Origin of the sequence: Microbulbifer agarilyticus, assembly GCF_019800665.1 — a bacterium.
In the GTDB taxonomy this organism is placed as follows: domain Bacteria; phylum Pseudomonadota; class Gammaproteobacteria; order Pseudomonadales; family Cellvibrionaceae; genus Microbulbifer; species Microbulbifer agarilyticus_C.
This window is the reverse complement of the sequence record NZ_JAHVKO010000001.1, coordinates 296,491-318,823: the sequence shown is the minus strand read 5'-3', so window position 1 is coordinate 318,823 and position 22,333 is coordinate 296,491. Positions and strand designations below refer to the sequence as shown.

The 22,333-nt window shown below is 56.6% G+C and carries 19 protein-coding genes and 4 tRNA genes; 7 read left to right on the top strand and 16 right to left on the bottom strand.

Annotated elements, in window-relative coordinates; translation table 11 throughout:
• Nucleotides 1–44: 44 nt before the first annotated feature.
• The 7 genes from ccmD to KUV22_RS01225 all read right to left on the bottom strand — a co-directional run bounded on the left by ccmD (nucleotide 45) and on the right by KUV22_RS01225 (nucleotide 5,356).
• Nucleotides 45–281: a heme exporter protein CcmD gene (gene ccmD, locus KUV22_RS01255; RefSeq protein WP_222227833.1), complete on the bottom strand. Its 237-nt coding sequence runs from the start codon at nucleotides 279–281 to the stop codon at nucleotides 45–47.
• Between the two features lie 22 nt (nucleotides 282–303).
• Nucleotides 304–1,059, bottom strand: a complete 756-nt coding sequence (locus KUV22_RS01250; protein WP_315856937.1) for a heme ABC transporter permease — start codon at nucleotides 1,057–1,059, stop codon at nucleotides 304–306.
• A 63-nt stretch (nucleotides 1,060–1,122) separates the two neighbouring features.
• Nucleotides 1,123–1,878 (bottom strand): heme exporter protein CcmB, encoded by a 756-nt coding sequence (gene ccmB / locus KUV22_RS01245; RefSeq protein WP_261319066.1) that lies wholly within the window; start codon nucleotides 1,876–1,878, stop codon nucleotides 1,123–1,125.
• Complete coding sequence (ccmA, locus tag KUV22_RS01240) at nucleotides 1,868–2,581, bottom strand: cytochrome c biogenesis heme-transporting ATPase CcmA (RefSeq protein ID WP_261319065.1); 714 nt, start codon at nucleotides 2,579–2,581, stop codon at nucleotides 1,868–1,870. The genes ccmB and ccmA overlap by 11 nt, the downstream gene beginning before the upstream one ends.
• A gap of 33 nt (nucleotides 2,582–2,614) precedes the next feature.
• Nucleotides 2,615–4,399 (bottom strand): ATP-binding SpoIIE family protein phosphatase, encoded by a 1,785-nt coding sequence (locus KUV22_RS01235; protein WP_222227832.1) that lies wholly within the window; start codon nucleotides 4,397–4,399, stop codon nucleotides 2,615–2,617.
• Nucleotides 4,400–4,415: 16 nt separating this feature from the next.
• Entirely contained in the window at nucleotides 4,416–4,730 is a 315-nt protein-coding gene (locus KUV22_RS01230) for an STAS domain-containing protein (RefSeq protein ID WP_315857484.1), read from the bottom strand.
• 452 nt (nucleotides 4,731–5,182) lie between these two features.
• Complete coding sequence (locus tag KUV22_RS01225) at nucleotides 5,183–5,356, bottom strand: PA3496 family putative envelope integrity protein (protein ID WP_222227830.1); 174 nt, start codon at nucleotides 5,354–5,356, stop codon at nucleotides 5,183–5,185.
• 492 nt (nucleotides 5,357–5,848) lie between these two features.
• Between KUV22_RS01225 and KUV22_RS01220 the strand changes: the two genes are divergently transcribed.
• The 5 genes from KUV22_RS01220 (at nucleotide 5,849) to KUV22_RS01200 (ending at nucleotide 13,167) form a co-directional block, all read left to right on the top strand.
• A tRNA-Arg gene (locus tag KUV22_RS01220) sits at nucleotides 5,849–5,924 on the top strand.
• Between the two features lie 46 nt (nucleotides 5,925–5,970).
• The gene (gene rrtA, locus KUV22_RS01215; RefSeq protein WP_222227829.1) at nucleotides 5,971–6,579 is read left to right on the top strand and encodes a rhombosortase; all 609 of its coding nucleotides are present in this window, start codon (nucleotides 5,971–5,973) and stop codon (nucleotides 6,577–6,579) included.
• A gap of 285 nt (nucleotides 6,580–6,864) precedes the next feature.
• Nucleotides 6,865–8,040, top strand: coding sequence for an efflux RND transporter periplasmic adaptor subunit (locus tag KUV22_RS01210; protein WP_222227828.1), 1,176 nt, complete (start codon nucleotides 6,865–6,867; stop codon nucleotides 8,038–8,040).
• A 12-nt stretch (nucleotides 8,041–8,052) separates the two neighbouring features.
• Nucleotides 8,053–11,184, top strand: a complete 3,132-nt coding sequence (locus KUV22_RS01205; protein WP_222227827.1) for an efflux RND transporter permease subunit — start codon at nucleotides 8,053–8,055, stop codon at nucleotides 11,182–11,184.
• A 273-nt stretch (nucleotides 11,185–11,457) separates the two neighbouring features.
• A complete protein-coding gene (locus KUV22_RS01200; RefSeq protein ID WP_222227826.1) occupies nucleotides 11,458–13,167 on the top strand; it encodes a sulfatase-like hydrolase/transferase in 1,710 nt (569 codons plus the stop codon).
• A gap of 112 nt (nucleotides 13,168–13,279) precedes the next feature.
• Here KUV22_RS01200 and KUV22_RS01195 read toward each other — a convergent pair whose 3' ends face one another.
• Nucleotides 13,280–14,557, bottom strand: coding sequence for a Xaa-Pro dipeptidase (locus KUV22_RS01195; protein ID WP_222227825.1), 1,278 nt, complete (start codon nucleotides 14,555–14,557; stop codon nucleotides 13,280–13,282).
• 52 nt (nucleotides 14,558–14,609) lie between these two features.
• Nucleotides 14,610–15,719 (bottom strand): PQQ-dependent sugar dehydrogenase, encoded by a 1,110-nt coding sequence (locus KUV22_RS01190; RefSeq protein WP_261319064.1) that lies wholly within the window; start codon nucleotides 15,717–15,719, stop codon nucleotides 14,610–14,612.
• A gap of 181 nt (nucleotides 15,720–15,900) precedes the next feature.
• On the opposite strand from KUV22_RS01190, the gene KUV22_RS01185 reads away from it, so the two are divergent.
• Entirely contained in the window at nucleotides 15,901–16,377 is a 477-nt protein-coding gene (locus KUV22_RS01185; RefSeq protein WP_222227824.1) for a hypothetical protein, read from the top strand.
• A gap of 217 nt (nucleotides 16,378–16,594) precedes the next feature.
• Here KUV22_RS01185 and KUV22_RS01180 read toward each other — a convergent pair.
• A tRNA-Ser gene (locus tag KUV22_RS01180) sits at nucleotides 16,595–16,682 on the bottom strand.
• Between the two features lie 187 nt (nucleotides 16,683–16,869).
• On the bottom strand, nucleotides 16,870–17,430 hold the full coding sequence (locus KUV22_RS01175; protein ID WP_222227823.1) for a nitroreductase family protein: 561 nt from the start codon (nucleotides 17,428–17,430) through the stop codon (nucleotides 16,870–16,872).
• Between the two features lie 438 nt (nucleotides 17,431–17,868).
• On the opposite strand from KUV22_RS01175, the gene KUV22_RS01170 reads away from it, so the two are divergent.
• Nucleotides 17,869–19,263: an adenylate/guanylate cyclase domain-containing protein gene (locus KUV22_RS01170; protein WP_222227822.1), complete on the top strand. Its 1,395-nt coding sequence runs from the start codon at nucleotides 17,869–17,871 to the stop codon at nucleotides 19,261–19,263.
• A 68-nt stretch (nucleotides 19,264–19,331) separates the two neighbouring features.
• On the opposite strand, the gene queF is transcribed toward KUV22_RS01170, so the two are convergent.
• The 5 genes from queF to KUV22_RS01145 form a co-directional block, all read right to left on the bottom strand.
• Nucleotides 19,332–20,162, bottom strand: a complete 831-nt coding sequence (gene queF, locus KUV22_RS01165) for an NADPH-dependent 7-cyano-7-deazaguanine reductase QueF (RefSeq protein WP_222227821.1) — start codon at nucleotides 20,160–20,162, stop codon at nucleotides 19,332–19,334.
• Between the two features lie 32 nt (nucleotides 20,163–20,194).
• Complete coding sequence (locus KUV22_RS01160; protein WP_198040115.1) at nucleotides 20,195–20,974, bottom strand: ABC transporter permease; 780 nt, start codon at nucleotides 20,972–20,974, stop codon at nucleotides 20,195–20,197.
• Entirely contained in the window at nucleotides 20,971–21,912 is a 942-nt protein-coding gene (locus KUV22_RS01155; protein ID WP_222227820.1) for an ABC transporter ATP-binding protein, read from the bottom strand. The genes KUV22_RS01160 and KUV22_RS01155 overlap by 4 nt, the downstream gene beginning before the upstream one ends.
• Before the next feature lie 149 nt (nucleotides 21,913–22,061).
• A tRNA-Gly gene (locus KUV22_RS01150) sits at nucleotides 22,062–22,137 on the bottom strand.
• A 38-nt stretch (nucleotides 22,138–22,175) separates the two neighbouring features.
• A tRNA-Glu gene (locus KUV22_RS01145) sits at nucleotides 22,176–22,251 on the bottom strand.
• Between the last annotated feature and the right edge of the window lie 82 nt (nucleotides 22,252–22,333).

The window sequence follows — 22,333 nt, the reverse complement described above, 5'->3', positions numbered from 1 at the left end:
CGCTATAAATTTGAATCGCTAGATCTGTGAAAGCCTGTTCGCAATTACTCGACCGCTTCCGCTGTTCGCTGCGATGCGGAGCGCGCCGCGGCAGCACGCCTGCGGGCCTCTTCCTGGCGCAACTGCTGCTGGAATTCCCGGCGCAATTTGCGCTGGCGTAAAACAGGGGTAACCGCCAGCACAACAAGTACCAGCACCACCATCCCATAGGATGCCCACACATAGGGCCCATGGCCGTTCATAGCGAAAAAGCTGGCCAGGCTATCAAACTGAAATTGCATCAATCGAATCCTCGCTCGCGCTTCAGGCTTTGGTCGGAGCCGGTGCCCCGAGCAGTTCGCGTACCCACTGCGTACGCCCTTCCCGCTGCAGAATCATGGTGCGGGTGTGCAAGGTGAGCACCCAGGCATAAAACAGATAAAAACCGGCGATCATGGTAATCAGCGGGTAGAACATACTTGGGTCGATGGTGCTGGCTTCGGTCAGCTTCAGAGTGGCCGGCTGGTGCAATGTGAACCACCAATCAACAGACTTATAAATGATCGGGATATTTACGGTGCCCACCAACGCGAGCAGCGCACTGGCTTTGTCTCCCGACTGTTCACGACTGAAGGCGCCCGATAGAGCCATGACACCCAGATAAAGAAAGAAGAGGATCAACATGGAGGTGATACGGGCATCCCACACCCAGTAGGTACCCCAGGTGGGCTTGCCCCACACTGCACCGGTAAACAGGGCAATAAAGGTAAGAGCGGCACCGATGGGCGCTGCAGCACGCATCACCACAAAAGACAGCTTCATCTTCCAGATCAGGCCAATAGCTCCGGAAATAGCCATGATGTAGTAGCCTGCCAGCGCAAGGAATGCCGCAGGCACATGGATATAGATGATCCGGTAGCTATTACCCTGCTTGAAGTCTTCAGGCGCAAAGCCCAGGCCCCAGACAATACCCACGGAAAGCAGCAACAACGCCGCCCCACCAAGCCAGGGAAGCCAGGCGCTCGATTTCTGGTAAAACCAGCGGGGCGAGCCCAATCTGTGAAACCATTGCCAGGACAAAATACTTACTCCTACGCCCTTCTCTCATGCGGTCGCGGCTGTGCGCGACTGGCTCGGGAAGGGTCAGTTTTCGAGACTGATTCGGATAGCTCCCGCAGACGCCAGGGGCGCCAGCGCCGCGGCCACGGCCAATATCGCACCGAGAACCGCCAATTGCGGGCCAAAACTATAGCCATCCAGTGCTGCCTGCACCGTTCCGGTGCCGAAGATTAACACGGGCACATACAACGGCATAATGATCAACGCCAAGAGCAGGCCGGGGCGTCGTAAAGCCACGGTCAGTGCGGCACCCACGGCACCGATCAAACTGAGACTGGCGGTGCCCAGTACGAGCGATACAAACAGCGGCCAGTACCCCTCGGCGCCCAGGTTTAACATCATCCCCAAAAGCGGCGATAACAGGGCCAGGGGCACCCCCGTGACCAACCAGTGCACCAGCACCTTGGCCAGCACCGGGAAATACAATGGCTGTGGTTGCAACGCCAACTGCTCCAGTGAACCGTCTTCGTAGTCACCGCGGAACAATGACTCTTGGGACAATAAGGTAGCGAGCAGCGCCATTACCCAGATAAGCCCCGGTGCCATGCGCGACAGCATTTCCGGTTCGGGGCCAATACCCAGCGGCATCATCGCCAGCACGGTGACGAAAAACAGCAGCGGGTTCACGATATCCGAACGGCGGCGGGCGGCGAGAACCAATTCGGTGCGGAACAGGGTGTAAAAGCCCGGTACCCGCGCATAGGCATCCAACGCCACGCCGCGGGCTTCGTCGGACTGAGCTTTTTTCGACAAGGAGACCCCCACCGCTTCAGAACCCATATTCGGCCTCCAAGTGACTCTCTTGCGGCTGAAAGTCCGCCAGATTCACCTTCGCCAGTGGCTGGATATTGACCGGCTGATGGGACGTCAACAATACGCTGCCCCCGCGTTGCAGGTGACCGCGCATACAGGATTCGAGGCTCTCGACCCCGGCCACATCAAGCGCGGCGAGCGGTTCATCCAGAATCCACAGCTGCGGGGCACCGGGCAGGTACAGGCGCGCCAGTGCGACTCGCCGGTTCTGACCTGCGGACAGCTGCTGACACAGAGTATCTTCAAAACCGTACAAGCCCACGGCATCGAGGGCTGCCATTGCATCTTCCGCAGCAGCCCCATACCAGGCAAGGTTTTCCATAGGGGAAAGGCCGCGGCGCACGCCGGCATTGTGGCCGATATACAGCAATTCTGAACGCATGGCGGAAAGGGCCCCGGGGAACGCCTTACCACGCCACAGAATATCGCCGTGATAATCACTAGTACTGCCAATTAACGTGCGAATCAGTGTGCTCTTGCCCGCGCCATTGGCCCCCTCAACCTGCAATGCAGTCCCAGCAGGCAACAGAAAGTCCAGACCAGCGAACAACACGCGACCATCACGCTCACAGGACAGGTCGCGAGCACGCAGGCGATCGCCGTCGACAGGTGAATTCTGCGCAGATAATTCGAGAGAGGTGGCAGAGGATGTATAGGGGCTCGAGGACATTACCCACCGGTATTGATGAAAAACTGAGCGTAATTATACCGGTACTGAAGGGTTTTGTATGGCATTGTATTGCGCTTGCGTTGCACCCTCCGATTTTGCATCGGGTTCTGCCTGCCAGCGAATGATGGCCTCAACGCGACTGCTGCCTGCCGAGTAGTGCAATTCAGAGCAAACCGTGCGCAGCAGCTCCAGCCCGCGGCCGGAGTATATCGAGCCGGTATCACGCACCCCAGAGAATCCCTTGCCGCTATCTTCTACTACCAGACTCAGGCTTCCGCCCGCCTCACCTTCCAGGCAAGAGAGGGAAATGCTGACCCACCCGGAATCCAATTGGCTACGCCGCTCCGCCATCAGGTCGTAATAACGAACAAACCCATCATCCATCCCCTTAATTGAGGAATCCAGTTCCAACACACCATGCTCCAGCGCATTTCGGAACAACTCGCCCAACGCAATCGCAAGGTCCTCCTGGAATCTGGCGGCGCCGGGCATCTGCATCACGACACTCAGTAATTGCGGAAGCGGATCTGCCTGCCGCAACTCCGCGTGACAAAGACGGAAATTAATCGACCAGTCACCGACAGGCGTCCCCTTCCGATCGCCGGCCACCTCCTGCGGCAGCCCCCCGCCGCGCAGTAAACCGGGATCCGTGAGGTCCAACTCCACTAGAGACAGATCATCATGCTGTTCCGCCGCGTGGGCATTGACCGCCAGCAGAATCTGCTCAAACACCTGCTCGCCATCCGGCTGCTCACTTTGCAGAAGTGACAACAGGCGCGCTTCACCGAAATGCTCACCGCGACTGCTGCGTGCCTCGTGAATACCATCACTCCACAAGAACAGGCGATCTCCCGGTGAAGTTCGTACATTCACTATCGCTGAATCCACATGGTCCGACGGCAACACCCCCAGAGGTAGATGCCGGGATTCAATCATCAGCAAAGAACCGTCGGCGCGCATCAGACAGGGGCTTGGCATACCCGCGTTCATTATGCGCAGGTGCTGTCGCCGAGGGTCGAACTCCATGATTGCCAGGCAACAAAACATCTGCCGCGGCAAGATATCGTGCAATTTACGGTTAATTTCCCGCGCTACCCGCCCAAAAGAGAAGCCCCGGGGGATCATTGAATAAAAAATGGAAGTCAGTGGAACCGCGCCAACCGCCGCAGCCAGTCCATGCCCGGCGAAATCCCCCAACATCAATACCAACTTGCCATCTGGTGAGTAGGTTGCCGCCAGCAAATCGCCGTTCAGCACCGCGCGCGGAGAAAGGTGGTAGCGAATCGCAGGCGTATCATCCAGGCAGCTCTCATTGCCCAGGTTGCCGAATATTTCCCGCGCATTCGCCTGTTCCTGAAGAAAGTCTGCGTGGTGCCGACGCAGGCGGTCGCGCTGCGCCATCAGTGATCGACTGAACTCACCGAAGCGCCGGATAGCGACTAACTTCAGCTCTACCAACGAGCGGCTATAGGGCTTAGTCAGAATATCGTCGCAATCCGCCAGATACAGGGGCTCGGCAGGGTTTTCCTGCACCTCCTGCACCGCAAGAATCGGCACTGGCTCTAACCCCATCGACTGGCGCAATTGGCGCACAGACTCGGAAGGGGTCTCCCGTGCCGCAATGGGGCCAAAAATCACGAGACTGGGCGGGAACTGGTCAAAGGACTTTAGCGCGGCGTCGATATTGGGCACGCACAAGGTGGACGCGGGGGAGATGCTCTCGGCAGTACTTTTATATTCCCACTGCTGGATCAGCTGCTGCAGCTCCGCGGACTCTTGCTGGTCGCTTTCAATAATGAGGATGCGGAAGGCTGGCATCGGGGTGAAGCAGGCTTCAGCAGATGCTGAAAATTTGATCGAAATTGGAAACGTGCAGTATGTGGGATACGTGCGCGTTCGCGTTCATTAACTCCACCCGCGGCTGCTCACCCTCATGACCAAGTTCCACACAGTAGTCACGCAATAACAAAAGCATTCCCAATGCTGCGCTATCCAGATGCTCGGTTGCAGACAGATCCACAAGAAACACCTTCGGCGCCGGGCTGACATTACGGTACGCGCGCTGGAAATCACGGTGGATATTAAAATCAAAATTGCCAGCGACACGAATCACCAGCTCATCACCACCATCGGAAACTTCCGAGCTCACGCGGCTCTCAAACCTTTCGGAAACCACCATTTGCGGACCCTATATCCTGCCTCTTCCTTACTATTGCGAAACTAGTTTCCGCCAATATACACCCACCCGCAGGGGGTGAAAACCGGCAAAACCTACATGGCGAACGTACGCATATTTGCCCGGGATGGATTCGTCATTTACGGACCGGCCTTAGCAGGAAATCCCCTACCTCAAAGCGGCCGCCCCAGAACGCAAACCCAGAACGCAAACCCAAAACGCAAACCCAGAACGTAAAAAGGGTGCCTCAGGCACCCTTTCACGGTAACCGGCTATTTTCTGCACAAAGCATAAATACGGGGCGTATATGAACGACCGGACTGTACCCGGTAAGAAGGACTAAACAGAATAGTTCTTCAGAAATGCTTCTTGGAGAAAACGACTCCAAGAGGCATTCGAAGAAAGAGCCTAGGAAAGACTCGAAGTCAGAAGTCGTATTGATAATCCATCAGTTCCCGCCGGAGGCGTTGTTCCTCCAGTCGATCCTCCACCATGCGCCGTGCGTCACGGGGACTCTCCGGGGTATAGAGCAGACTCTCTTCAAGAGAGGAATCAGATCCACCAAAATCCATGTCATTTTCGATAACGTTACCGCTCATAGAAAACTCCACAATCTCGATCTGCCAGGGCAGAAACTCTTTGTCTGTTTTTGTTGTGCAATTCCAGATTAGCCAGCTCCCGCTTTTCTGGTCAAGCAACTTTTACACTGTGCGATCAGGTTTTCCCGGGGGTTACACTGAGGACTCCCGTTTGCCAGGCAAAGGCCAAAAGCCCGATCCTCACTGATCTGCAGCTCGCGCCAAAATAACGGTAATTTGTTACCAATTTGCGAAATTTTTTCGCCGATTTGTAGATAGAAGAAAACTTTCAAGCGAAGAGAAAATGGGTAACCTATGTGGCGCAAAACGTTACGCTTGGTGACAGCAGGAAATTCTCGAGAAGGCAATCCGAGATTACAGGCGATTACACACGGCGGGGACCTCACACAGCATTCGATGACAGCGCCCGCGCCAGTGGTTAGAATGGCCAGCCTCTTGCACAGCCAGCGCGCCGGGACGTTAGCCCCAAGTAGTTAGGCAGATTAAGAGTACGCCCCCGTCGGTTAACAGGATAAACCACGGACCTCCTAAGTCCGGACTGGTGGTTCGAGTCCACCCGGGGGTGCCATATACACAAGACCGGCCACACGCCCCTGAGCACACCCCTTTCCACCATGGCATTCCGAGCGCTCAACCCAACGTTTATTGCCGTAGTTTTTCTGATCGGTCTTGCCCAACTGATTTCCGAGCACGCGCAGAATGTGTTGCGCTTCGACCGCGAGGCCATCCTCTCTGGCCAATACTGGCGATTACTAAGCGCTCATTTTTTACACACCAACCTACCTCACGCACTCATCAATGCGGGCGCCTGCGCAATTCTCTGGCACCTGTTCAAGGCACACCTGCGGCCCCTACCCGCCGCCGTCTTGCTATCTCTGATGTGCCTGCTGACCGGAACGGCGATCCTTTTCTTTTCACCACACCTGACGCATTACGTGGGCTTGTCCGGTGCGCTCCACGCGCTGATTGTTTGGGGCTGTGCGAAAGACCTGATGCACGGTGAGCGATTTGGGCTGGCAATACTGGCAGGCGTCTTCGCAAAAATCGCCTGGGAACAACTTGGCGGAGACACCAGTGCCACCGCAACACTGATCGATGCGCAAGTAGCGATCGATGCCCACCTGTGGGGCGCACTTGCAGGCCTGATCCTGGCCCTGTCCGCACGCCTGTTGCACCCAATAGGTTTTCGCGCGCAGCAAAGCAATATGCACCCGCAGGATTAAGCGATAGCCCCACCCGACTCACTGCGAACCAAGGCTTGCCTGGGCGCCTTTTTCAACAGTCGATCCGCTCGCCCAAAATTTTTTTCACAACCACTGCATCCACCGCCAGACATCACCTCGTCAATCAGGCAACCCAAATGGATTTTGGTCGCTGATTCAGCTCACCTCGGCGCCTTGGAGATTCCAAGGCCCGTAGTTTTCGTGCTCATATCGGGTTATTGCACCAGTGGTAACTCGGTCGCATTCGCCAAATTCCACAAAAATTGAAACTACGCGAATAGAACGATGAAGAAAAAAATCTTGAATGTGATGGCCCCGGTTCTCGTAATTGCGGCCTCGTTCGGCGCCGTACAATGGATGTCCGCAGCAAAACCGGAGCCTGAAAAGAAGGAAGAGGAGCAGCGTTTGATTTCGCTGGTTACTTCTGAGGCCCGTGCCGAACCGGTGCAATTGCGTGTAACGACACAAGGGGAAGTGCGCGCGCACACCGAAATCGATCTGACCCCACAGGTATCCGGACGCATCACGGCGATCGCCGATCGCTTTGCGGAAGGCGCAGGCTTTGAAGCCGGCGAAACCCTGATCCAAATCGACGATGCCGACTACCAGCTGGAAGTTGCCCAGGCCAAAGCGCGTGTGGCACAAGCTGAGGTACTGTTACTGCAAGCTCAGGCTGCTGCGGCGATCAAACGCCAGCAGTGGTTAAACCTGAACCCGAATAAAGAACCAACCCCGTTGCAGGTAAACAAACCGCAAGTACTGGAAGCAGAAGCAAACCTGCGTGCCGCCAAGGCTGCGCTGACCGATGCAAAAATGGACCTCGCACGCACCAAAATTCACCTGCCTTACCGCGGCCGTGTGGTGAGTCGCGAAGTGGGTGTTGGCCAATACGTTACCGCCGGTACTTCGCTGGGCCGCGTATTCGCCACCGATCGTGTAGAAATTCGCCTTCCGCTGACCGACAACCAGCTGCAGGAGCTCGGCCTGCCACTGGGCTTCGTCGCTGGCGACAACAATCCTGGTCCGGAAGTAAAACTTTCCGCACTGGTAGGCAACCATGAGCAGCAGTGGAGCGGACGTATCGTGCGTACCCAGGCAACGATTGATCAGCAAACCCGCCTGATTTATGCGGTTGCCGAAGTTGCCGATCCTTACGGCAAGGGCGCCAGCGATGGTGTGCCTCTGGCAGTTGGTTTGTTTGTAAATGCAGAAGCGGCATCCACCGCGGAACGCAATGCCGTCGTGGTTCCCCGCGAAGCGCTGCGCAGCGCTGACAAGGTTTACGTTGTCGACGCCGATAACCGCCTGAATATTCGCACCGTCGAGGTACTCTCCACCTCCGAAAACCGTGTAGTGATCGCCGCTGGCGTTGCCGATGGCGAGCGCGTTGTGACCTCCACCATTGCCAATCCGGTGGAAGGTATGGAAGTTCAGCCAATCACCCAACTGGCTCGTCGATAAGGACTCACACCCATGAATAGTTTGATTGCATGGTGGGCCAGTAACCGGGTTGCCGCCAACCTCGCCATGATTGGCATTCTTGTCGCCGGTGTTATTGGCTTTTTCAGCATGGAACGGGAAATGGACCCACAGGTTCGTTTCCCAGGACTCGAGATTAATGTGTCCTGGCCGGGCGCTGCACCACAGGAAGTGGAAGAACAAATCGTCTCGCGTATCGAAGAAGCGGTGAGCGAGCTCGACAATATTGAATGGATTCGCTCCACCTCCGCCGAGGGATATGGCGGCGTGTATATCCTCGCCGAAACTACCGTCGATTTTTCCCGTTTTATGAACGATGTAAAAATCCGCGTGGACGGTATTTCTTCATTCCCCCGTGGTATTGAGCCGCCACAGGTACACCAGTGGGTAAACCGCCAGGAATTTATTCGCGTGGCGGTGCACGGCGACCTGAGTGAGCGTGAACTTAAGCGCTTGGCGGAACAACTGCGTCGGGAAGTGGCCACCCTACCCGCTATTTCCGTGGTGCAGCTGTTCGGTACACGCATGGAAGAAGTCTCCATTGAGGTCAGCGAGCAGGCCCTGCGCCGCTACGGCATGACCTTCCAGGAACTTGCCGATGCTATCCGTGCCAACTCCATTAACCAGTCCGCCGGTACCGTGCGTACCGAAGTCGGCGCCTATCAGCTGAAAGTGCGCAAGCAGGCAGACACCGAACAAGAGTTTGCCAATATCATCGTCCGCCAGACAGCCGATGGCGGCACCATCCGCGTGGGCGATGTGGCCACGGTTGTAGACGGCTTTGAAGACAATGAGATCCTGGCCACCCTGAATGGCGAGCCGGCGGTGCTGCTGCAGGTCATGAGCACCGAGACCATGGACATCGTTACCGCCTCCGACTCCATTCGCAAATGGATCGCCGAGCGGAAGAAGACCCTGCCCGCAGGTGCCGAGCTGACACTATGGACCGATAACGCAGAAGAGTTTAAAGGTCGCATGGAAACCATCAGCAGCTCCGCCTTTATGGGTCTGCTACTGGTATTGCTGGTGCTGGTGTTCAGCCTGCGCCCCAAGGTGGCCTTCTGGGTATCGGTGGGTATTGGTACCGCCTACGCCGGCGCCTTTGTCCTGCTGCCGAGCGTTGGTGTTTCCCTGAACATGCTGTCTACCTTCGCGTTCCTGCTGGTACTCGGCATCGTGGTGGACGACGCTATCGTGGTGGGCGAGAGCATCCATACCGAATCACACAACCCCGAACACCGCGGCAATAGCCTGAGTGCGGCAACCCTGGGCACCCAGCTGGTGGCGAAGCCGGTTATCTTCGCGGTATTGACCACTATCCTCGCATTCCTGCCGTGGATTTTTATCAGCGGATCTACCAGTGAGTTCACACGTCATATTACCTGGGTGGTGATCCTGGCCCTGGTGTTCTCCCTGATCGAGTCGCTGTTTATCTTGCCGGCGCACCTTAACAACCTGAAGCCGCGGGAAAACCCGGGCCGCTTCGGTCGCCTGCAACAAAAGATTGCCAACGGCATTGTGTACGTTGCCCAGAACCACTACCGCCGCATTGGCCAGTGGGCGGTGGGTCGCCGTTACCTCACCTTGAGCATTTTTGTTGGGGCAATGTTTATCGGCTTTGGCGCATTCGGCAGCGGCTGGGTGAAGAAAAGCTTTATGCCGGAAATCGAATCCGACCAGATTATTGTGAACGTGGTCATGCCAGAGGGCGCGCCCTACAGCCGTGCACTGGAAATCCTCGCCCAGCTTCAGGATGCGGAGAAGCGCCTGGAAGAAGAGGTCAACCAGCGCACCAATGGCGAAGGCGCACTGATCGAGAACTGGTACACCCGCTCACGCCGTGACAGTGTTATGGCCATTGTGCAGCTGGCGCCGCCGGAAACGCGCGACATGACCGCCAAGGACGCCGCGCTGCGCCTGCGTGAACTGCTCGGCGAGATCCCAGACGCCAAGGAGGTATCGGTACAGTACTCGTTCAACAACAACGGGCCGGGTTTTGAACTCTCCATTCGCCACCCGGACCTCGACGTGCTGCGCGATGCCACCGCCGAACTGGAAGCCCAACTGCGCACTTACGAAAGCCTCTACGACGTGCGCAACAACCTGGAAGGTGCCTCGGAAGAAATCCGTATCGACCTGAAGCCCGGTGCCACCAAACTTGGCCTGACCCTGGCCGAAGTCAATCGCCAGGTGCGCCAGGCCTATTTCGGTGAAGAAGTACAGCGCCTGCCGCGCGGCGGCCAGGACGTAAAAGTCATGGTGCGCTACCCGCTGGAGTCGCGTCGCTCCATTGAAAGCCTGAAGGACTTCCGTGTGCGCACCAGTGATGGCCGTGAAGTGCCGCTGCTTGCCGTCGCCAATCTGGAATACGCACCGGGCATCAAACGCATCCAGCGCTGGAACGGTAACCGTGCCGCGCGCGTGATGGCGGACCTGAAAGATGATGTACGCGGCGACATCATGAAGGACCTGAATGAAAACTTCTTCCCCGACTGGGAAGCCCGCTACCCCGGTATCGTGCGCGGTGCGGTGGGTCAGGCTGAAGGCGAAAAACGCTTTATTCAGGAAGTACTCGGTCTGTACACCATGGCATTCTTCGCCATGTACAGCCTGCTGGCGGTGGCATTCCGCAGCTACTTCCAGCCCATCCTGATCCTGATCGCGATCCCCTTCGCATTTGTCGGCGCGATCCTGGGCCACGGTGTGATGGGGATAACCATGGCCATCTTCAGCTATTTCGGCATTGCCGCAGCGGCCGGGGTGGTGGTCAACGACAACCTGGTATTGATGGACCACTGTAATCGCCTGCGGGAGAAAGGCATGGAACCCATCAAGGCGGTAGTAGAAGCGGGCGTGGCGCGTTTCCGTCCGATCCTGCTGACCACCGTCACCACCATTGTCGGCCTGCTGCCAATGATGCTGGAGCGCAGCATTCAGGCCGCCTTCCTGCAGCCCATCGTGGTGGCACTGGCATTCGGTGTATTCGTGGCATTCTTCGTGACCCTGCTGCTGGTACCCGCCATGTACGGAATTGGTGTCGACATCAGTAACGTGGCTTCTCGCACCAAGGCCGCGGTGAAGCGGAAACTGACTGGCAGCCCCCAGACTCCTGTCACCGAAGTCTGACCGGTTCAGCTGCGACGTAAACCAAGGCCCGCGGATGGTAATCCCCGGGTCTTTTGCTTTTCTAGCCTCTCGCCAAATTCGCATTTACAGAGCACAGACACCCAACTGGCGCCCGACTCCGCTCACCTGCCCCACAGTACCCTAAAGTTAGCCTGCTAGCGTTGGGTTAATTCCACCCGTTATCTCCTTCGGTTAGCGCCTGATGATGTGCGCCTTTTCATTGTTTGCGAAGTCGCTACCAATCATTCACCAGCAGGTTTGGGAAGTAACACCATGATGCGCGCCACCACCCTTTTTCTTGTCAGCATATTCTTGCCGCTCACGGTACTCGCCGACAAGGTCGTACACGACGCCGAGTACTACGTGCTGAAGCTACAACACGGCGAAAAATGGAAACAGGAAGATCAGGAGCTGGACCAAAAACTGCGGCAGTTGCGCCAAAAATATGGCCAGCCACCCAACATCGTTTACCTGCTTTGGGACGACACCGCATTTGGCGCCGTAGGCTTCCCTGCCCTGCAAAAGAACTTCGGCTACACCACACCAAACATCAACAAAATGGCTGCCGAGGGCATCAACTTCACTCGCATGTACAGCGAGCCCTCCTGTACGCCAACGCGCGCGGCATTCCTTACCGGGCGGCACCCGGTGCGCCACGGCATGGGGGTTGTCGGCATGCCCCACGAATTTTCCGGCATGCGCGAAGAGGAAGTCACCATCGCCGAGGTACTGTCCAAAAGCGGCTACGCCACCGCATTTTTCGGCAAGGGGCACCTTGGGGATATCGAAGAAAGCTACCTGCACAACCAGGGGTTTGACGAAGCACTGTTTACCCCGATGAACCAAATCACCTCCCTGTATAACCCGCAGGCCAACGCGGTAAATGCAGTACTGGGATTCGCCCCAGAGATCTACCCACCCGATCCCTACCGCCTGGATAACCCCGGATTAATTCCCGAGGGCTGGGTAATGAATATCGAGGGCAAAAAGGGAGAACAAGGTAAAGAGTGGTGCGGCACATCCAACGAATGTTTTGCCAAGTTTGACCCGGAGGCTGAGCGCCGCACCATCGATTTTATTCGGCGTAATGCAGAAGCGAAAAAACCCTTTTTCGTGGCCTACTGGCCCAACTTTCTCAACTTCCTCGCCGTCTACAATCCCAAAAATTCCGTTGCTGGCCTGATGGTCGCCGACGCCTTCCCGGCGGTAGACGACTTCGTTGGCCAGCTGATGGAAGAACTCAAAACACTGGGCATTGCGGAGAACACCCTGTTTATCGCCATGGCGGATAACGGCCCCATGGTACACAGCCCACCTACGGGCTGGGGCATGCTGCCGATGCTGTATCGCGGCGGCAAGGGTGACTTCACCGAAGGTGGCGTGCGGGTACCGGCATTTGCCTGGTGGCCCGGGATGATTGAGCAGGGGCAAACCGTCGGCGACATCATTCACGTCACCGACCTCTACACCACCTTCGCCCGCCTTGGCGGCGCCAAGGACAATATCCCAACCGACCGCGTGGTGGATGGTCTCGACCAAACCGCGCTACTGCTCAAAGGCGACACCCACAGCCGACGAGACTATGTATTTATCTACGCGGGGCACGAACTCGGTGCCACGGTAAAAGGCCGCTATAAGCGCCACTGGATCGGTGCCGGTGATGTAGCCGCATCCGGTATGCCCGAGGCCTATTTCGACCTGTACATGGACCCTCGAGAAGAAAATCCGCAACTGACCCCACTGATTCACACCCAGGGTCAATTTAACCGGATGGTCGCCCGGCACGAGCTGATGAAAAAGAAATATCCGGATATGCCGAACGCCAAGGGCATCCCGTACACCGGATTGTCCAATGCGCGCCCGGAAACCAAGGCGATCGCCGAGCGGGTCAAGCAAGTGACCGAAGAGTTACCTTTTTCGGTAGAAAGTTATCTCGAATTCTATCTTCCCGGATCAGACAAGGTAGGAGATTGGGGGCACTGACTTTTCCTGCTCTTCTCTGTGAGAGAGAAGTCCGACATACAAAAAAGCCCACGGCAACTCCAGATTGAGTTGTCCGCGGGCCTTTCCAATAGCAGGGCTGGCTAGCGAAAACTTAGAAGTTTTTCAGCGTATTTTTAAATACTTCGCCATCCTTCATCACGAACTGCACATTTTCCATTACGGAAATATCGTCCAGCGGGTTACCCGGTACCGCCACCAGGTCCGCAAGCTTACCCACGCGGATACTACCCAGGTCTTCCTGTTTACCCAGCAGTTCCGCCGCATTGATGGTAGATGCCTGCAAGGCCTGTAGCGGCGTCATACCGAACGTCACCATACGGGAGAACTGGCGCGCATTCTGGCCGTGCGGATATACCGCTGCATCGGAGCCGAATACCATTTTCACGCCCTCTTCCACCGCGTAGCGGAAGCTCTCGCGCTGCTTGCCACCAACACGACGCTCCTTTTCCAGGCTCTCCGGCAGAATACCCGCCTTTTCGCCCTCGGAAAGAATGTATTCGGTTACGTAAATATCCATGGACAATACGGTGCCGTGCTTTTTCGCCAGGCGGATCGCCTCTTTATCCAGAAAGCTGGCGTGCTCTACCGAATCCACACCCGCGCGAATAGCAGCCTTGATACCGGCAGTGCCGTGCGCATGTGCGGCCACGGTGGTGCCGCGGTTGTGAGCCTCGGTTACCGCGGCCTGCATTTCTTCAAGTGCCAGCTGCTGGGCGCCCGGCTCGGTGCCCTTGGACATGACGCCACCGGTGGCACAAAGCTTGATCAGGTCCGCCCCGTACTTCAGGTTTTCACGTACCTTGGCGCGCACCGCCCAGGGACCATCGGCAACGCCACCGCCGACCGCATCGTATTCCACCGGTAGCAGGTTGTTATCGCAGTGCCCACCGGTAATGCCGATCGACGGACCGGAAACGAACAGACGCGGCCCCGGAATATCGCCATCATTAATCGCATCCCGCAATGCCACATCCGCATAGCCACCCGCACCCAGGTTGCGCATGGTGGTGAAGCCTTTATCCAGCGAGATGCGCGCATTCTTGGCACCGGTAAGCGCCGAGCGCACGGAAGATACCGCCAGACGACGGTAGCCATGGGTATGCGCATCCCCCGTGAGATGTACGTGCATATCCATCAACCCTGGCACCAAAGTAGTGCCTGGCAGGCGAATCGCATCCTCTGGAACTTTACCATTGGCGGTAACTGCCGTGATGCGGTTGCCATCCACGGTAACCACCGGCGCTTCGATAACCTTGCCGGTTTCCACATCGATCATGCGGTCGGCGCTAATGTAAGTGATCGCCAGCGCCGGTGTGCTGAATAAGCCGAGCACGATGGCAGAGCGACGGAGATAAGTTTTGAGTGACATTTAAGCCCCTGGGTGCGTTGTTTAATTATCGTCAGTGGGTATTTTGTAGTGATCAGCGAGGCTGGAGCTTTAGCAGCTTGCCCTGGTCGCTATCGGTCAACAGGTAAATAGCACCATCCGGCCCCACCCGTACATCACGAATGCGCTCTTCGAGATCCGCAATCAGTTCCTGCTGTGCAATTGGCTTGCCACCTTCCATCTGCACCAGCCGCAAATGGCGACCAGCCAGTGCCGCTACCAGCAGATCCCCATCCCACTGCGGAAACAGCTCGCCGCGGTAAATGGCAAGGCCTGCCGGTGCGATGGACGGCGTCCAGTGCATCAGGGGGGGCTCCATACCCTCGTACTCGGTAAACGGTGAAATAATTGCACCGGAGTAATCCTTGCCATAGGTGGCAACTGGCCAGCCGTAGTTTTTGCCCGCCTGCAGGATATTGACCTCATCGCCCCCGGCTGGGCCATGCTCATGCATTATTACGCTGTCGCTGGCCGCGTCGTACACCAGCCCCTGCGGGTTGCGATGGCCATAGGTCCAGACCTTGGCTCCAGCACCCTGGTTACTCGCGTAGGGGTTATCCGCTGGCACGCTGCCGTCGCGATTGATTCGCACGACCTTACCCAGCAGGCCTTGCAACTTTTGCGCGTCCTCGCGCATATCGAAACCGTCGCCGGTTGTCAGCAATAAGGAGCCATCCGGCAGGAAGGCCATGCGCCCACCAAAATGCACCGGGGTATCCTTGAGTGGCTCGACAGTGAATATGGGCTGCAAATCCTGCAGGCCACCGTCGCGCAGGATAGCCCGGCTAATACGTGTGCCGTTGGCTTTGTCGGTACCGTGCGCATAAGAGACAAACACTTCGCCGGTTTGCGCAAAATCTGGAGCCGGCAGCACTTCAAACAGGCCGCCCTGTCCTTTTACGTAGACATCCGGAAGCCCCGCGATCTCATGCAGGTTACCGCCGTCCGCATCCAGCATTACCAGGCGCCCACCGCGCTCCGCCACCAGCATGCGGCCATCTGGCAGGAGGGACAGCCCCCAGGGCAGCTGCAAGTCTGTATTCAACTCGGTAATCGTAAAGGCATCACTGTTGATCGCCTCTCGCACCGGTACATCGTGTGGGGGGGCAGCCATCGCGAGGGTGGAACATAGAGCGAGAGACATAAGGCCCGCCCATACACTGATTCTATTTGGCACTTGCGCACTCCATTTATTGTTCCGAAAACTATAACGCAGAACCCGTAACCACTACAGGGGACGAGACTGCAACTCATGTGCCCCGCCGAAAGCTGCGTTGGGTAGCAAGCACTTCGCGCAGCGGGAAAGTTGTGACATAGTCGTAAGCATGAATAAAGAAAAAACTGTGATCCGTAAATCGGTGGTCCTTCTGTCTTATCTGGTGGCGGTGGTCGTTGCCTTCCTGTTAAGCAGCATCATTCATACTCAGGTGGTTCTGTCCGGCCTGACTGAACTCGGCGTACAGATCGGCTGGCAGGATCGGCTGGTGGCTACTGGGCGGGACATCGCCGGGCTGCTGCCCGGTTACGGAACGGTTATTGCCGTCGGGCTGGCAATCGGCTTTTTGGTGATGGGCTTACTACGCCGCTTTACCGGCTTGCCTGCTGCGGTTGTTTACCCTATCGGGGGAGTGATTGCTTATCTGGCTTTTTTTGCTGCGATGCATCCGATTTTTCATGTAAGCCTGATCGCTAGTACGCGAGACACATGGGGGCTTCTGGGGCAATGTTTGGCGGGCTTGGTTGCTGGGTTTGTGTTTGCGTATGGGTGTCGGCGGGCGGTTAAAGCGGGCCAACCGAGCTGAACAGAAAGCACAGATTCGGTTTAGAAGGTACGCGGTAGGTATCGGGCGTCGGTCGGGATGGACTTGAAACACGCTAGGGCGTGTTTCAACCCTGCGGGCTCGGCTACTCGCCTCGGTCTTAACTCGCTTGCGCGAGTTAATCGAACCGGAGGGTTCTCACCCGACCTCGGCGTCGTTAAACGAAAAAGCCCGGCATATGCCGGGCTTTTTCGTTTAATGGCGGTGAGGGAGGGATTCGAACCCTCGATACCTTTCGATATACACACTTTCCAGGCGTGCTCCTTCGACCACTCGGACACCTCACCAAATTGTATGCGTGGATTACGGCTTGTTTAGCGAGCTTGCCGTCCGCACGCCTGCGGGCTCGTGGCTGTTTTGCCTTGCTAATCAGTAACATAGCGCCCCGATCAGCGAGCGCGCACTTTACAAAAAGGCGGCGGAGGGTGCAAGCGAAATTCGAAAAAAATCCGCCAATCACCTCCGCCTGTCGAGTTATTCGCCAGCCCAGTCCGCAAAGAAGTCTTCTACTGCGAGGTCTGGCGCGGATCTCGGTGGCTTTGCCGGGGTACCCATATAGATGAAGCCACTGATCTCTTCGTTATCTGCCAACCCAAGGGCGCGGGCGACCAATCGGTTCTCGGCGAGTGCACCGGTGCGCCAGTAGGCGCCGACATTCTCGGCAAAGGCGGCGGTCAGCATGGCCTGCACAGCGCCGGCGGTAGACATCCGCTGCTCGTTACGCGGCACCTTGGGGTGCTCCTGCAGCTGGGTAATGGCCACAATCACCAGTGGGGCTCGGAGTGGCATGGCGAGAATGCGCGCTAGCTGGGCCTCGCTTAGTGCTTCTTTGTTCTCAGTCGCCTCCAGGTAGATCTCCCCCAACCGTGCCCTTGCCGGGCCCTCAACCACCAGGAAGCGCCACGGGCGCAAATTGCCGTGATCAGCCGCGCGCAGGGCTGCACGGAAAATGTTCTGCCGTTGATCCGCATCCGGCGCGGGCTCGGTGAGTAGGCCAACCGAAACCCGGTTATGCAATGCGTCCAGCGCGTCCATTTGTGTCTCCTGAGTGCTTCATAAAACTGTGTAGGTGGTACAGGCTGAATTTGGCGCCAACCTCAAAAGAGCATGATTTTACCCTATTGGTTGCTCGATTTTCTTATGGACGACCGTCCATTTTTAGGACAAGATTCTCAAATGACATCGCTTTCCCTCGCAGTTGAGGGTAAACTTTGCGCCTGTCGGTGATCTGAACCACGTTATTTCAATAATTCTTGCGGAACCCACCTCCATCTGACGGAGCCTGCCCCCAAGACATTTTCAGGTCACAGTGCTGCGGGGCTATCAATTCCATACCTGCGGCAATGGTCGGAATCCCGACTGCGCACGGCAATGTGGACAAAAAGAAAACAACAAGCTCCCAGAGAACCTCTGCGAAACGCCGCCTACACCCGTTCCGTTTTTGCAGTACAGAATTAAAAAGATTCAGTGGTCATGCAGAACCAGCCCGAAGAAAACAACGGCCTAAAATCGGATTCCCGGTATCCGCTGTATTTCCGCGCTTTAATCTGTTTCGCGGCGGCGGGCACCCTGCTTAACAGCATCAACTGGTCTTCCCTATTATCGCAATCCACCCTGTTGCCGCTGGGCATGGCAGCGCTGCTCCTGGTGTACATTCCAACGGCCTACCGCATTGCCTTGCGTGCCAATCAGGAAAAGCGCGAAGAAATTCGCCGCTGGCTCTCGTTCACCGATGCGCTGCTTATCGGCATGGCCATGGCGCTCGCCAACTTCAATCTACTACCCAGCCTGCTGTTCCTGACCATGGTGCAGTTCCACGCGCTCACCCAGGGCGGCGGTCGCAGCTGGTTTGAGCACAATACGGCGCTACTCTTGGGCGTTGGTGTCGGCTATCTGATTCACCGCCCCGCTCTCGTGGTAAACGCAGACCTGAATATCAGTGCGGCCAGCCTGATCGGCGTATTTACCTATTTCTGCTGCTATGCCTTTTACATGCACAAGCAGATTTCCCAGCTGCGCAGTAGCAACGAAAGGCTGAGCAAAGAGCAGCGGATTGCGAACATCGCCAGCTACAAACTCTCCCGCTACTTGCCCAAGCGCCTGTGGCGCGCGGTAACTACCGGCAAAGACAAAGAAATCGTTACCGAGCGCAAACTGCTGACGGTGTTCTTTTCCGATATCAAGGATTTCAGCCAGCTCACCGAAGAGATGGAAGCGGAGACTCTCACCCGCCTGCTCAATAATTACCTCACCGAAATGTCGCGTATCGTGGCGCACTACGGTGGCACCATCGATAAATTTATCGGTGATGCGGTCATGGTGGTATTCGGGGATGACCAGAGCAAGGGGCCAAAGTCCGACGCGCTGCGCTGCGTGGCAATGGCGCTGGCGATGCGCAAGCGGGTCAGCGAAATGATGCAGGAGTGGTACAACCAGGGCATCTCACACCCACTGCAAATTCGTATGGGCATCAATACCGGCTATTGCACCGTGGGCGTGTTCGGCACCGCCGATCACCAAACCTATACCGTGATGGGCACCCACGTGAACCTGGCCGCGCGATTGGAAAGTGCCGCGGACCCGGGAGAAATCCTAGTGAGCCACGAGACCTGGGCAATGATCAAACAAACGGTGATGTGCCGCGACAAGGGCCACGTTACCGTGAAAGGCTTCAGCACCCCGGTAAAGGTCTATTCGGTAACAGATCTGCGCAAGAATCTGGGCGGCAAGCAGGCCTACCTGGAAGAACATGCGCCGGGTTTTGCCATGCACCTGGATTTGGACAAGGTGCGCAACTACGACAAAGAGAAAGTGTTGCGCGCACTCAAAGATGCGCAGGCACGCCTGAAAAGCAAAGTCATTATCTGAGGCAGCCGCCCCAGATAGCCCCCACCTTACATACCACCACCCTACTCTTACCCTCTTTGCCGGGCGGGTTACTGGCGCCCGTAGCGCGGAGGAAATTCGATGTTGCCCGAGGATGTGCGCAGCGGATTGATATCCAGCCCACCGCGGCGGGTATAGCGCGCACAAACGGTTAATTCTTCAAATGCTGCGAGGCGCTGCAGATCGCAGTAGATACGCTCTACACAGTGTTCGTGGAAGTCCTGATGCTCACGGAATGAAATGATGTAGGCGAGCAAACCCTCGCGGTCCAACGCTGGCCCACGATATTGAATCGATACCGTGGCCCAATCAGGTTGACCGGTGACCGGGCAATTGCTCCGCAGCAGGTGACTGAACAAGGTTTCTTCGACGAGCTCACCGCCCTGCTTCAGCTTGAGCAGCGCCGCATCCGGCTCGTAGGTACGAGTTTCAATATCCAGACCATCCAGGCACTCACCCTGCGGCGCATGCACCGCCAGCGCGGAATCGTCCACGTCAAACAGGGTCACCGCAACGTCACTGCCAGCCGCCGCGCTCAGGTCTTTTTCCAAAACCTCACGCACTGCGCCGGAAGACGCGAACTCGGTCTGATTCAGGGAGTTCAGATACAACTTGAACGATTTGGATTCGATCATCGACGGGCTGGAGGCGGCAAAACGGAAGCGCGCCACTGCCACCTGCGGTACACCCTTCGGATTCAGCCACGACAGCTCAAACCCCCACCATTCATCCGCACCACTAAACGGCAGCGCCTCCCCTTCCAGCCCCAACTGCTTACGCGAAACTGCACGCGGGATGGGGTGCAACAACCCAGAGTTGTACTTGCTCTCGTAGCGGGTTTCCTGGCCCAGCGGGAGGTTCTGCCAGTCTTCTCGGTTCATACCTTTGCTCAAATCCGAAATTGTTCGATCGATTAGTGACGCAGCCGTTTGCCGTGACGCATCAGGTGCAAAGCCCAGCCAGACAGCAGCGCGATAAACAGCAGCACACCGGCAAATGCCCAAGCCACATTAATATCGGAAACACCCAACACTCCGTAGCGGAACGCATTCACCATATAGAGTACCGGGTTCAACTTGGACAGTGCCTGCCAGAACGGGGACAGCAGCTCAATGGAGTAAAACACCCCGCCGAGGTAGGTTAGTGGCGTCAGCACAAAGGTTGGAATAATCGAAATATCGTCAAAGCTGTTAGCAAAGATCGCATTGATAAAGCCCGCCAACGCGAACAGCACCGAGGTCATAAACACGATCAGAATCGTGAGCCCGATGTGCTGAATGGTGAGCGAGGTAAAAATCAGCGCGATCACGGTTACGATGAACCCGACAATTAAACCGCGCGCAACGCCGCCCAGCACATATCCGGACATGACCACCCAGTTGGGCGTTGGCGACACCAGCAACTCCTCCACACTGCGTTGGAATTTCGCGCTATAGAAGGAAGACACCACGTTCGAATACGAGTTGGTGATTACCGCCATCATAATCAGACCGGGCACCACGAACTCCATGTAGGAGTAGCCACCCATTTCGCCAATACGACTGCCGATCAGCGAGCCAAAAATCACGAAGTACAGCGACATGGTGATCACCGGCGGCACCAGGGTCTGCGGCCAGATGCGCATAAACCGACGCACCTCGCGGCGGAAAATTGTAGAGAACGAAGTCCAGATCAGTTGCGGGCTCACACTCATTCTCCCATCTCCGCTTCTTGCTTCTTATTTTCCGCCAGCAGGGAAACAAACAGTTCCTCAAGGCGGTTGGCGCGGTTTCGCATACTGGTTACGGAAACATTCTGCGCACTCAGGTGGGCGAACAATTCCGACAGGGACTGCCCCTTCTCCACCGTTACCTCGAGGCTATGCTCATCCAACAAGCGACCATTGAAAGACCCGAAGTCGGGCGCGTCACTCAGCTTTTCAAGGCAATCCAAAATAAAGACTTCCTTACTCAGGGTCTTGATCAGGGACTTGATCGAGGTGTTCTCAATAATTTCACCCTTATCGATAATCGCAATGTTGCGACAGAGGCTCTCGGCCTCTTCCAGATAGTGGGTAGTAAGAATGATGGTCGTACCCTGGGCATTAATCTCCTGCAGGAACTCCCACATGGAGCGGCGCAGCTCGATGTCCACACCCGCGGTGGGCTCATCCAGAATCAGCAGCTTGGGCTCGTGAATCAGTGCACGTGCAATCATCAAGCGGCGCTTCATACCGCCGGACAGCATCCGCGCCTGGGTAAAGCGCTTGTCCCACAGACCCAATTTGCGCAGGTACTTCTCGGTGCGCTCCTCGGCCAGCTTGCGAGGCATACCGTAAAAGCCGCCCTGGGTGCAGACAATGTCGAACACCTTTTCAAACTGGCTGAAGTTGAATTCCTGAGGCACTACGCCCAGCTGCTGCTTGGCGCCCGGGAAATCCTTGTCGATGTCAATCCCAAAGATGGACACGCTGCCACCGGTCTTGCGTACCAGGGAACAGAGAATGCCAATCGTGGTGGACTTGCCCGCCCCATTGGGGCCGAGCAGTGCAAAGAAGTCGCCCGGCTGCACCTCAAAACTGATGCCTTTTAATGCCTGGAAACCGTTGTCGTAGGTTTTCTGAAGATTGCGAATGGAGAGTGCGGCAGTCATAAGTGGTTGCTATTCCTGTGCAGGGAGACGCTATTCAACGCCCGTAGCGGCAACATTTCAACCGCAACCGGAAACGAAAGAACCCATTGAAAAACAAGCTAGCCGAAAAACAGGCAAAAAAAAGCCGCTCAAAGAGCGGCTTTTCATTTTGGAGCGGGAAACCGGGTTCGAACCGGCGACCTCAACCTTGGCAAGGTTGCGCTCTACCAACTGAGCTATTCCCGCAATCCTGTGGCAAAGCCGCTAACGCAGCTTCACAGCATTGGCATCCCCAAGGGGAGTCGAACCCCTGTTACCGCCGTGAAAGGGCGGTGTCCTAGGCCTCTAGACGATGGGGACATAGAACATTCCCAACCTCAAGGAGGTTGAGTTTGGCAAACCGAAGTATTCTTATGAACCTTTCGATCTACCTATTCACCCG